Here is a 12,279-nt window from a genome sequence, read left to right on the forward strand (position 1 = left end):
ATCATGACGTCTTGCAACTAAACCTGTTTCTCCTGTTTCTAATACTTCTTTGACTACTTTAACTCTATAATCTTCACTAAATGTACGTTTGGACTTTGTCTTCAAGGCAAATTCACCCCCTAATTAAATTATATTTCTTTAGTTACTTTTGTCCAAATCTATTAGGGGGCTAAAAAGTATTTAATTGTCAATTCTCAATTATCCATTGTCCATTGCCTTATTTCAGTTGTTCATAAAGTAACTTTGCAAGTCCTATTCCTTGGCCCTTTTGGGTTGCTTTTTTAGCTATTTCTTGGTCGTACATATCTTCAAATATTTCTCTTCCTGCACTTTTTTGTGTAAGTCCTCCGTCAGGAATTGTTGAACGCATCTGTTTTAAAAGCATATGTAAAAAGATAGATTCAAATTCTTGGCAAGCCTTTTTTAATTCTTCATTGTTTCCCTTTTTATAAGCAGATTCTAGTTTTTTCTGTAGGCTTGTAGTCTGAGTCTTATTTTTTTGTGAGTTGGCTTTATTTATTAGTTTAGTTATATTTGGGTTATTTGATATTTGCATTAAACCACCTCGATGTTTTAGTTCCTGGTTCTCAACTCTCAGTTCTTAGCTTTTGGGTGATGCTCTGATGTCCGTTACTGTGCCAGATATGTCTAGCCTTCGAGGACCGTTACTTGACCTAAGTAGTAAAGCGATGCGGTCCGTTACTTAAGCCAGGATGTTAGAACGTTGAGGTCCGTTACTTGACCTAGGGAGTAGTACGTTGTTGTCCGTTACTTTACCACAGATGTTAGGCTCCGATGTCCGTTACTTTAAATACAGTTTTTGGTGGTTAGTGGGTAGTGGTTAGCTTTAACGTTTTGTTGTTGAGGGATTCGTAATCCCTCAACCTTCAATCGCAGACTAAAGTCTGCTCTACAGTTTTTATATTTTTTATTTTTCATTATTTTCTAATTGTCAATTGTATTTTAGAGCGTGTTTCGTGATTTGGTAATTCTTCGAAGCTTATTCTACTTATCTTTGTTGAGGGACGTGGGCGTCCCTCAACAACGTTTATCCCACATTAAAATGTGCTCTACGGTTTTTTAAGTTGATGGATTGCGAATCCATCAACAACATAACAAGTTTTTCTACTAACTACTAACCATTAACTACTAACAAAATTCTAATTCTCAATTGTATTTTTCATATTTTACATTTTACATTTTCAATTTTCAATTTCATTTACTTGTTAATTATCTCTTTATGTTATTTGTCATTTGCATCATTTCGTCTGAAGTTTGGATAGCCTTTGAGTTTATTTCATATGCTCTTTGAGCAGTTATCATCTTTACCATTTCATCTACTACCTTTACATTAGATGCCTCAAGATATCCTTGAACTACCTTTGAATCCATTTCGTCTGCATCTACATCTATAGCTTCTCCTGAAGCATCAGTAGCACTATATAAATTACGTCCTTCACTTAAAAGCCCCTCTGGATTCATAAATTTCACTATCTTTAATCTACCAATTTCTACAGTTTCTCCGTCTTCATCTTTTGCTGTAATGTATCCTAACTCATCTATCGATATATCTCTTAATTCCTCTTCTATGACTATTTCATCATCATCTTCAGTTAAAACGTAGTAACCATCTGATGTTGTTATTCTTCCTTCATTCCCATCTATACTTAATTTAAAACTTCCATCCCTTGTATATCTTATCTCACCATTAGGTAAGGATACAGCGAAGAATCCATCTCCATCTATAGCTAAATCTAGAGGATTGTTTGTTGGCTTTAAACTTCCTCCTTTGAAATTTCTTGTTGTTGCTGAAGGCATAACACCGTGTCCAACCTCTAGGTTTACAGGACTTCCTTCTTCATCATTTAAGTTAGTCTTTTTAAGGGCTTCATACATAAGGTCTTTAAACTCTACTCTTTGTGCTTTATAACCAGTTGTATCTACATTTGCTAAGTTGTTTGAGATTGTATCAATGTTTAATTGTTGAGCTTTCATACCTGTAGCGGCTGTCCAAAGGGAACGTATCATTTATTTTCCTCCTTTGTTTTTGATAGTTAGTTACTATGCCAAAGGTGTCTAGCCTACGAGGACAGTTACTTATCCTTAGAAGTAATGCTTTGTAGTCCGTTACTTAAACCTAAGGAGTAAGGCCCTGATGTCTGTTACTTTAAAGACAGTTTTTGGTGGTTGGTGGATAGTGGTTGGTCAGTCGAGGGACGCCCACGTCCCTCAACGTGAAAAAACACACAAAAAAATTCTTTCATCAAGTTGATGGATTGCGAATCCATCAACAACGTAACAACTAACTACTACCTACTAACTGCCTCTAATTTCTTTCCGTTTTTTACCTCATGAATGGGGACAGGTCTCCTGTTTCACTTCGTTCAACGATAGATCTGTCCCCTTCTTTCTGTTTTTAAAAACAGTTTTTGGTGGTTAGTGGGTAGTGGTTGGTTTTTTTCTAATTTTCCATTTTACATTTTTAATTTTCAATTTCTTACACTTTTCCTAAATCATTTGCGACTTTACCTAGTAACTCATCTTGCATTTTTATTACCTTTTGACTTGCTTCGTAATTTCTTAAAAGTGTAATCATATTTACCATTTCTTTGATTGTGTCTATATTTGAGCTTTCTAATGCACCTTGTATAACTTGTCCGTTAAATGCAACTTCCTTTGCTTCTGCATTATCTGCAATTTTATATAGGTTATTTCCTTGCTTTCTTAAGGACTCTTTATTTTCAATATCTATTATATCTAATCTATCTATAACTTCCCCGTTTTGAAGTATTTCTCCATTTTCATTTATTGAAAAGTTATCGCCTTCTAGTACAATAGAGCCATATTGGCCTATAACAAAATATCCCTCTGAAGTAACAAGCTCTCCCCTATCATTTAACGAAAAGGAGCCATCTCTAGTATACATGATTCCGTCTCCTGTATAAACCTTAAAAAACCCATCACCTTTTAATGCAAAATCTAAATTATTCCCGGTCTCTACTATATCCCCCTGTGAAAAGTTTATGTAGTTTCTATCTAAAGTAACTCCTGCACTGGTTGCACCTAAAACATTTGGTGGTACAAATGTTACTATATTATCTATCAGCTTACCACTTGAGTATATATTCCCATTATTATCTATCTCAATCTCTTCACTATCGACCTTAATAGGTCCATTTTTCCCTAATACATAATTTTCACCATTGGTCTTTAAGTTATCATCCTTATCTCTATAAAAGGTTCTTAAATATCCATTTTCATCTATTGTAAATTTTAATTCCCTATTATAACTAGTTCCAATAGGTGTTTTTACTCTAAAGTATCCTGAATCTATAGATAAATCATATATATTTCCATCTTTCTCTACTTTTACTCCATTAAATTCCTTTAAATTCTTAATATCAGTTGGACTGTTTATCTTGCTAAGTAACAACTGGGGAAAAGATTCCGAAACAACAACATCCTTTTTAAAGCTATTAGTGTTTACATTAGCAAGGTTATTTGTAGTAACACTCATTCTTCTTTTATTTAATATAAGGGCAGTTGCTGCTGTATATAATCCCTTATTCATGGTTCCACTCTCCTTTTAATATTACAAAAGCGAATAGAGCTCGCTTCCGCTAGGGGAACCTAGTTCCCCTTGGGCGGGTACTTCTTAACCCTTAAGCACCCCTCTAATACGGTAGGGGATTTCATCCTGTGAACCCCTTTTTTATTGTCTTGGAAACTTCTTGACATTGCTCAAATATTATATTTTCTTTGTTTCAGCAATTTGTTGAAATATACTTTCTTAGACAATAAAAAAGAAAACGGTTGAGGGGCCTAAGTTGTCCCTCAACTAAAACTACAAGCAATTATTAGTATGAGGTGATTAAGTAGGTGTCTCATAATTAATCCTTTAATGTTTAGCTCTCATTTATATAAATCGTCTTTTTTATCAAAAACTTTAAAAAATTTGTCATATTCTAATATAAAAAATTTTTCCAATAGAATATTTTAACCTACTTTTTCCTCTCATTACTTATTAGGCCATTTTCAAGGCTTTCAATATGCTCTAGGGATTTTCCTGTACCTATAGCCACACATGAAACTGCTTCTTCAGCTATTATTACAGGAAGGCCTGTCCTTTCGCTAATAAGCTTGTCTAATCCGTGCAATAAAGATCCTCCACCAGTCATTATTATTCCCTTATCACTAATATCTGATGATAACTCTGGAGGTGTTCTTTCAAGGACAAAGTGTACAGCATCTGCAATAGACGTTACAGGCTCTTCTAATGCTTCTAGCATTTCTGTTGATGAAATTTTAATATTCCTTGGAAGTCCAGTTACTAGATTTCTTCCCCTTACTTCCATAAATGCTTCTTTCTTTCTCTTATAGGCTGTTCCTATTTTTATCTTCATATCCTCTGCTGTTCTCTCACCTATTACCATTTTATGCTTTCTTCTCATATACCTTATTATTGCTTCATCAAACTTGTCACCTGCTATCTTGATTGACTGACTTACGACTATACCCCCTAATGAAATGACAGCAATATCAGTTGTTCCTCCACCAATATCTACTACCATATTTCCTGTAGGTTTTGATATATCTAATCCTGCACCTATAGCAGCTGCTATCGGTTCTTCAATAAGGTAAGCCGTTTTAGCACCAGCTTGTTTGCTTGCATCAAGTACTGCCTTTTTCTCTACCTGTGTTACTCCACTTGGAACACATACGATTATCCTAGGTTTAAACCATAGTTTTCCCACAGCCTTCTGAATAAAGTATTTTAGCATTCTTTCTGTTACTTCATAGTCTGAGATTACTCCTTCTCTTAACGGTCTAATAGCTACAATATTACCTGGAGTCCTACCTAACATTCTTCTGGCCTCTTCTCCTACTGCAAGTAACTTGTTGGTATTTTTATCAATTGCTACTACTGACGGCTCCTGTAATACTATGCCTTTACCCTTTACATAAACTAAAACACTAGCAGTGCCTAAGTCAATTCCTATATCTGCCCTTAAGCTAAGCATTCTTTTCCCTCACTTTCCCATATTTTTTAGTCGAAAACTTTTGAAAATACTCAGTAATCGAAAAGTCTTTGTTGACTTTTTCCAGGGGGTTTGTTATATATATAAAGGCCAATTATTTAAAAAATTGCCTTATAGATTCAAAATTGCATAAAATATTCCACTATACATACTTCTATAAAATTTGGGAAAATCCTTCAAATTTTTGTACAAAAAAATATTATCCCTCCTATAGGAGGGATAAGTTTTCTCTTATATATTAATTATCTTATCGTTCACTATTTGCCAATGCCTTATATTTCATCTTTGTCGCCTTTCCGCCCCTTATGTGCCTCTCTGCCTTATTTTTTTCAAGTACTTCTTTAACCTTACCAGCTATAAGAGGGTTTATTTTCGGGAGCCGCTCAGTTACATCCTTGTGTACAGTACTTTTACTTACTCCAAAAACTCTTGCCGTTTGTCTTACAGTTGCCTTTTCAGCTATTATATATTTTGCAATCTCTACTGCCCTTTCTTCTATGTAGTCTTTCACATATCTAACCCCCTTTGATGGATAATATTGAGTCTTTTTTACATTTTTATGCATTTTTGAAGAGTAATAGAACTTAAATCCAAGCCAATTGAGGTATTATTTAAATTTAGGTATGTACAATTTGGGATCAACATTTTTCCCATTTTTTATAACTTCAAAATGAAGATGAGGACCTTGAGCTGCCTCGAAGCCAGTGCCCTTTCCAACTCCACTTATAGGGTCACCTTTCTTGATTTTTTGACCAACTTCTACCATTTCATCTGTCGAAAGATTTCCATATCTAGTTTTAAGTCCATTACCATGATCTATAGTTATGACAATTCCTAAACCTGGGTCATGCTTTATTTCTGTTATTGTTCCATCTAATACTGCCTTTACAACACTTCCTTCCCTCGCTTTTATGTCTATACCTTTATGAGTAGTCCACTGCTCTAATGTTTTAGAATATACTAGTTTATCCTCTGCATAATCCATTGATATATTGCCATATAAAGGTACAGTCATTGTTCTAGATGCAGCTTTAACCTTTGGCTCATCTGTTGTTGGTTTTGGTTGTGAAGTATTCTTTTCTTTAGTTTCTACCTGTGTAGAATTTGTGGAAGATGTAGGTTTTGTCTTTTGTTCTTCTTGAGGCTTAGCCCCTTTGTCTTTTGTAACTTGTAGGTTATCCTTTGTTTCTTTTACTTCATCTACCTTATCCTTTGTCTTTTGTGTATTTGAAGGTTTGTCTATTTTTATAGCTTTAACATCAGAGTCATCTTTAATATCTACATCCTCTTCTATATCCTCCATAAGAGGAAAATCCTCAATATTAGGCTCTTCTACTAAATTAGTTTCCTCTTTATTTTTAAGGCTATTTATTTTTTCTAAGTTATTCTTTGAAACCCAAACAGCAGTAGTGGCCACTATACATATACAAATAAATAAGATTATATAAAAACCTTCTTTTTCAAAGAATTTAAATATATTAGTTCTCTTTTTTGGTGATATATCATTATTTTTACCCAATCCTCTCACCTCCATATTAGTATTATCACCAGATATTTGCATTTAATACATGTTTTTATAATTTTTTGAGGCATAAAAAAACGAGGGGCGTAAACGCCCCTCGATAACAGAAGTAGTGTGGGTGAGATAGTCGGTATGTCTTAAATTTAAATTAGCTATAGCATCTATCAATAATTTCATCTATCTTACTAATTAATTCTTTATCTGCAGTATCTGCTGGTGATATACCTTTTAAATCAGCCTTTGCTATAGAATCATTAAGGTATATGCTACTAATAATCTCTATGTCTTTAAGATAATCTCTTATATAAATTAATTCATCTTTAGAATGTAATTTGTTAACTATAGCATATATATTTTTAACACCTATATCATGAGCCATTTCCTTTATTTTATTGGCAGTTTGTAAACTTCTTAATCCTGGTTCAACTACTATTAAGAATAAGTCGATTCCTTTAGCTGTTCCTCTAGATATATGCTCTAAACCTGCTTCCATATCCATAACAACTGTTTCATCACTTTTTAACACAATGTGATTAATAAGTCTTTTTATTAATTTATTTTCAGCACAATAACATCCTTCACCGCCTTTTTTTACTGTTCCTACAGCTAAAAAATTAACCCCTTTATGTTTTATAGAAAATTTATCAGGTATATCCCCTACGAAAGGATTTAACTTATATAGGCCCTTTCCTATATCTTCACTAGTACCCATTTTTTCTTCGATTAGCTTTTCCATTTCAGAAATTGGCTTTATGTCTTCTTTAGTAATATCTATTCCTAAGGCAGAAGCAAAGTTAGCATCAAAATCAGCATCTATTGCAAGGACATTGAAATTTCTTTCAACCAATCTTCTTGCTAATAAAGCTGATATAGTGGTCTTTCCAACCCCGCCTTTTCCTGTCAAAGCTATTTTCATATAATTACCTCCTATAAATTTTCAATTACATTTTCCCTTTTACATTTACTACAATATTTAAAATTAATTAAATGACTATTGGGAATGTTTTCTATTTTCTTCTTAATATACTTTAATTTAACTACTTTAATCGGTTTACCACATTTTAAACATTTATCTATATTATCAAAATTGTCTATAACATGTTCCATCAAACCACCTCACTTGGTTTAGCAGTAGGCTCAATTCCTAAATCTACCCTTTTTTCTTTAATTATCCCTATTAGTTTATTAGCAGCTTTTATTGGGTTTTCCTCTACTATGAAATATCCCCCTAATAGTTCCTTTAATTTTGATGTTAGTACATCTATGGTTAATTGACTTCCTCCTACAGGAGGTAACATTCCTATATGAACAGGGAGTCCAATTGTGGCTACCCAAGTACCTATAGAGATAGCTTTTTCACTCATCAATTCAGGAGCTGAAGCTACCAATGGTAACTGGTCAAGGTCTACACCTAGTTCATTAGCCAGGGCAACTGCAAGGTCCACACCACGACTATTATCAACACATGACCCCATGTGTAGTACTGGTGGTAGTGGTACGTCTAAACCTGCTTCTTTTCCTAACAATGTAAGCACCTCTTTTAATTTCTCACCAGCATATTTGAATGTAGCTTCAGAATTCATCAACTCATTTTTAGCATAAGCCCCTGCTGCACATCCAGTTGCTAAGATTAATATATTATTGTCTAATAATTTTTTAGCCATGGTTACAAAGTTATTGTCCTGCATTATCTTTACATTATTGCAACCTGCAAATAATACAACACCCTTTATATTTCCATTTACTATATTGTCAATTATAGGTTTAAGTGGTCTTTCTTTATCAATTTTACTTAATAATTTAATTATTGATTCAGTACTAAAGCCTGCAATAACCTTACTTTTTCTCTTTGGTATTAAGACCTTGTTTTTATCCCTCATTTTATATTTTTCAATAGCCTTTTTTATGATTACCCTAGCATTTTCTACCGAGTTTTTTTCATTTAATTCTATATGGGTTGCACCAGATATTTTTGCATCGGGCATTGTTGTAAATAGTTCTGTATGATAACAAGAGGCTATTTTAGCAAGGGATGGCATAATACATTGTACATCTACCACCATTGCCTCTAAAGCACCAGTTAATATTGCTAATTCTTGAGATAAGAAATTTGTAGCAAGTGGTATGCCCCTTCTTAGTAATACTTCATTACCAGTACAACAGACACCTACTATATTTATTCCATCCTTTGCACCTGCTTTTATAGCTTCCTCCTCCATTTCATCAGCTACATCTACAATAATCTCACTCAATAGTGGATTATGTCCATGAACAGCTATATTTACAGCATTTTCATTAATTACTCCCAGATTAGATTCACTTATTATTGGTTCAGGAGTTCCAAACAGGGTATCAGATAAATTAGTAGAAATCTGCATACCTACATAATCCCCAAGGGCACATTTTAGCCCAGCTAGTAATATATTTATTGCATCAGCATCAGTTCCCATATGAGTTCTGGACATTATATCAGTTACGGACGATTCTATGTTATTTAGGGCAACACCTAAATCAGTTAGCTTTTTTAATCTAGATTTTGTTAATGTATTACTTAACCAGTTACATGGAGTATTTTCAAGTCTGCTATAATCCATTAAACTTGCCATTGCAACTTCTTCAGTTATCTGATTAATTGTCTTTCCTTCTGTATCAATATTTAGCTTTTCAGCAATATTTTTAAGCTTCCTAATATCCTTTACCTTGTAATTGTCAGTTTCACCTTTAGCAACGTGTAAAAGGGTCTTTGCTATTTCCTTACCATGTAATGAGTGGGATGCAGTTCCAGATGCAATCATTCTAACTAAATTTCTAGCTACTATTGTATCGGCATCTGCTCCGCAAATTCCTTCTTTTGGTCCATCCCCATATGGGTCAATTCTACAGGGTCCTTTTAAACAGATTCTACAGCAAATTCCCATTTCACCAAAACCACATTGAGGCTTCATTTTTTCATATCGGTCCCAAACTAAATCAATATTTTCATCATGTGCTTTATTTATCAAACAATTATTTGAAGTGTCATAACAATTACCCATTTTAACCCTCCTCACAAATTATATAAGCTCTATAGCTTTTACCGGACATGCTGAGTAGCATGCTGGACTTTGATTATTTTTTTGTCTATCTAAACACAAATCACATTTACTTGCTATCTTTTTATTGCTATTATCTGAGATGCTTTTACTCATACTTATTACTCCATAAGGACATGCTTGCTCACACATCTGGCAACCAATACATTTTTCAGAATCTAGATATACTACTTCATCATTACTTTTAATAGCATTAACAGGACATATTTTTTCACAATAGGCATCTTCACAATGTCTACAATGTATTGGAGATTTTATATTGTTGGCTTCAGTTACATATATGTTTGTTTTTATCTCATATTCGGAGCTTTTTTCTGCTTTTCTAGATGTACAAGCCAATTCACAGTTTTTACATCCTAGACACCACTTAGGATTTATCTTTAAAAATTTAAACTTAGATCCCATAATATGCTAAGCCTCCTCCCATAAAAGATTTATTCTCACACCATGAAAACGTTTATTTATTATTTAATGCATATTTCATGCCAAAAAAAAATCACTTATTTTTGAAAAAAATAAGTGATTTTCAGGAAATTTATCAATATATAATAACTTTATAGATATATAAGTGTAAAATTTCACTTTACAGTGTAAAATTAAATTTTACACTGTAAGACTAATAATCTATATTATATTTTTTCATTTTATTATATAAAGTCGGTCGAGTTATTCCCAATTCCTTTGAAACCCTTGTTTTATTATAATCATATTTTTTTAATAGGTTTATTATTAAGTTTCTTTCATTATTCTCTGAATTGTTTAAATGATAACTTGTATCTTTTTCCATATCATAGGTTGAGTTTAATTCCGATAATATCTCTTCTTTAGTTATGACTTTACCTTCAGAAAATATTACTAATCTTTTTACTACATTTTCTAATTCTCGAACATTTCCTGGCCAATCATAATTTATAAGTATTTTCATGCCTTCTTCACTAACTTCCTTTACCTCTGTTCCAGTTTCTCTACTAAAGTCTAAAATATATTTGTTAATTAGATGTGGAATATCCTCCCACCTTTCTCTTAAAGGTGGTAAAGTAATATTAATAACATTTAACCTATAATAAAGGTCTTTACGGAAATTCCCCAATCTAACCATTTCTTCAAGGTTTTGATTTGTTGCTGCTATAACTCTAACGTCTACTGTATGGGTTTTTACTCCAGCAATTTTTTCAAACTTTCTTTCCTGTAAAAATCTTAATAATTTTGATTGGGTTTCAATAGGTATCTCTGCTATCTCATCTAAGAATATTGTTCCACCTTCTGCTGCCTCTAATTTTCCCTTTTTACCATTTTTTCTTGCTCCTGTAAAGGCACCGGGTTCATACCCAAATAACTCAGCCTCGAAAAAGTTTTTGGGTATAGTAGTACAGTCAATATATACAAAGGGATAGTCTTTTCTTAAACTTTCTTCATGGATTTTTCGTGCAAATACACTCTTACCTGTTCCACTTTCTCCTCTTAAAAGAACAGTCGCATCAGTCTTTGATACCTTTTTAATATAACGTACAGCTTCTTTCATTTTTTCACTATAGACGATTACATTATCTATTTTATCTTTTTCCTTTTCCATTACTTTATTTTTATAGTATCTATTCTCCTTTTCTAAGAAATTTATTTTTTGTAGTAATAATTTTATAAAATCAGATTCTACAGGGATTAATTGCCTTAATACACCATGACCATCATCAATAGGACTTTCAAATATTAAATACTCAACTCCATCTATAATTTCATGCCATATTGCAGGCTCCCCAGTTTTTAATACCTCTTCATATCTAGTTTTCCAATCTACATCCTTTATGTTTATATTTCCTACTTCAACATTATTTTTAAAGCAGAGCTTTTTATATCTATTATTTATTTTGATTATTGTTCCATTTCTATCTATAACAGCTAAACAATTTGGTATACTATCTAATATTATTTGATTAAATTCATTTATTTTTTCAACGTTTCTTAAGGCTTTATTTAGTTTCTGATTTGTACAATGAAATCGTTTGCTTTCATTTTCTATTTTTTTATAGTTTTTTACTAAATTTAATGAATGTAGTGTTAAGTTTAAAAGGCTAATATCCTTATTATGTTCAATATTATGAAAGTTTTTGTTTTTACTATTTTCTTTCTTTTCTGTTATTTCAAATTCACAAAAGCTATCACCTAAGGCATTACACCTAGTTTCTATGGCATCCATATCTTTATTTACTATTGTACTTATAGCCCCTGCTAATATACCTGCTTCGAAATAACATACCGCTTTACCTAAATAATCTAAATCACTACATGTAAAACATTCATCTAATTGAATTACTATCTTTTCATCTAATATCATTCTTATTGTAACTTGTCCTATCCCTAGTTGAGACACTTTTTCAATCAATTCATCATAGGTTTTTATATTTAATCTAGTACCAAAATTTTTTGCTGTATTATAATATATATCATCTTCAATTGTGTTGATATTTTCCGTTGAACTTAACGAATCTATTAATTGTTTTACACTTAATTCCAAATTATCATAATTTTCTGATTTATTTTTATATAAAGTATTCATTAAATTTCTCCTTTCGGCTAATATCCTTTACTATATATTATATCAAATAATTAATCTAGACAAAAAAATCGA

Annotated in this window: 11 protein-coding genes; all 11 read right to left on the minus strand. The window is 32.3% G+C overall.

Annotation, left to right across the window (positions count from 1 at the left end; genetic code table 11):
* Positions 1 to 217: 217 nt before the first annotated feature.
* On the minus strand, positions 218 to 556 hold the full coding sequence (locus BET03_RS09665; RefSeq protein ID WP_120169791.1) for a rod-binding protein: 339 nt from the start codon (positions 554 to 556) through the stop codon (positions 218 to 220).
* Positions 557 to 1,230: 674 nt separating this feature from the next.
* The gene (gene flgG, locus BET03_RS09670; RefSeq protein WP_120169793.1) at positions 1,231 to 2,028 is read right to left on the minus strand and encodes a flagellar basal-body rod protein FlgG; all 798 of its coding nucleotides are present in this window, start codon (positions 2,026 to 2,028) and stop codon (positions 1,231 to 1,233) included.
* A 469-nt stretch (positions 2,029 to 2,497) separates the two neighbouring features.
* Positions 2,498 to 3,571: a flagellar hook-basal body protein gene (locus BET03_RS09675; RefSeq protein WP_120169795.1), complete on the minus strand. Its 1,074-nt coding sequence runs from the start codon at positions 3,569 to 3,571 to the stop codon at positions 2,498 to 2,500.
* Positions 3,572 to 4,001: 430 nt separating this feature from the next.
* On the minus strand, positions 4,002 to 5,021 hold the full coding sequence (mreB, locus tag BET03_RS09680; RefSeq protein ID WP_120169797.1) for a rod shape-determining protein: 1,020 nt from the start codon (positions 5,019 to 5,021) through the stop codon (positions 4,002 to 4,004).
* A gap of 265 nt (positions 5,022 to 5,286) precedes the next feature.
* Entirely contained in the window at positions 5,287 to 5,550 is a 264-nt protein-coding gene (gene spoIIID, locus BET03_RS09685; RefSeq protein WP_120169799.1) for a sporulation transcriptional regulator SpoIIID, read from the minus strand.
* Between the two features lie 96 nt (positions 5,551 to 5,646).
* On the minus strand, positions 5,647 to 6,558 hold the full coding sequence (locus tag BET03_RS09690) for a M23 family metallopeptidase (protein WP_183108817.1): 912 nt from the start codon (positions 6,556 to 6,558) through the stop codon (positions 5,647 to 5,649).
* Positions 6,559 to 6,709: 151 nt separating this feature from the next.
* Positions 6,710 to 7,477: an ATP-binding protein gene (locus BET03_RS09695; RefSeq protein WP_120169803.1), complete on the minus strand. Its 768-nt coding sequence runs from the start codon at positions 7,475 to 7,477 to the stop codon at positions 6,710 to 6,712.
* Positions 7,478 to 7,488: 11 nt separating this feature from the next.
* Positions 7,489 to 7,668: a hypothetical protein gene (locus BET03_RS09700; RefSeq protein ID WP_120169805.1), complete on the minus strand. Its 180-nt coding sequence runs from the start codon at positions 7,666 to 7,668 to the stop codon at positions 7,489 to 7,491.
* On the minus strand, positions 7,668 to 9,596 hold the full coding sequence (gene cooS / locus BET03_RS09705; protein WP_120169807.1) for an anaerobic carbon-monoxide dehydrogenase catalytic subunit: 1,929 nt from the start codon (positions 9,594 to 9,596) through the stop codon (positions 7,668 to 7,670). The genes BET03_RS09700 and cooS overlap by 1 nt, the downstream gene beginning before the upstream one ends.
* Before the next feature lie 18 nt (positions 9,597 to 9,614).
* The gene (locus BET03_RS09710) at positions 9,615 to 10,058 is read right to left on the minus strand and encodes a 4Fe-4S dicluster domain-containing protein (RefSeq protein ID WP_120169809.1); all 444 of its coding nucleotides are present in this window, start codon (positions 10,056 to 10,058) and stop codon (positions 9,615 to 9,617) included.
* Between the two features lie 211 nt (positions 10,059 to 10,269).
* Positions 10,270 to 12,207, minus strand: a complete 1,938-nt coding sequence (locus BET03_RS09715) for a sigma 54-interacting transcriptional regulator (RefSeq protein WP_120169811.1) — start codon at positions 12,205 to 12,207, stop codon at positions 10,270 to 10,272.
* Positions 12,208 to 12,279 lie beyond the last annotated feature (72 nt).

It is taken from the genome of Thermohalobacter berrensis (assembly GCF_003609645.1).
Taxonomy (GTDB): domain Bacteria; phylum Bacillota; class Clostridia; order Tissierellales; family Thermohalobacteraceae; genus Thermohalobacter; species Thermohalobacter berrensis.

Coding starts and splice junctions, on each gene's coding strand:
- BET03_RS09715 (WP_120169811.1), bottom strand. CDS start 12,207: ATGAATACTTTATATAAAAATAAATCAGAAAATTATGATAATTTGGAA.
- mreB (WP_120169797.1), bottom strand. CDS start 5,021: ATGCTTAGCTTAAGGGCAGATATAGGAATTGACTTAGGCACTGCTAGT.
- BET03_RS09695 (WP_120169803.1), bottom strand. CDS start 7,477: ATGAAAATAGCTTTGACAGGAAAAGGCGGGGTTGGAAAGACCACTATA.
- BET03_RS09675 (WP_120169795.1), bottom strand. CDS start 3,571: ATGAATAAGGGATTATATACAGCAGCAACTGCCCTTATATTAAATAAA.
- BET03_RS09665 (WP_120169791.1), bottom strand. CDS start 556: ATGCAAATATCAAATAACCCAAATATAACTAAACTAATAAATAAAGCC.
- BET03_RS09710 (WP_120169809.1), bottom strand. CDS start 10,058: ATGGGATCTAAGTTTAAATTTTTAAAGATAAATCCTAAGTGGTGTCTA.
- flgG (WP_120169793.1), bottom strand. CDS start 2,028: ATGATACGTTCCCTTTGGACAGCCGCTACAGGTATGAAAGCTCAACAA.
- BET03_RS09700 (WP_120169805.1), bottom strand. CDS start 7,668: ATGGAACATGTTATAGACAATTTTGATAATATAGATAAATGTTTAAAA.
- cooS (WP_120169807.1), bottom strand. CDS start 9,596: ATGGGTAATTGTTATGACACTTCAAATAATTGTTTGATAAATAAAGCA.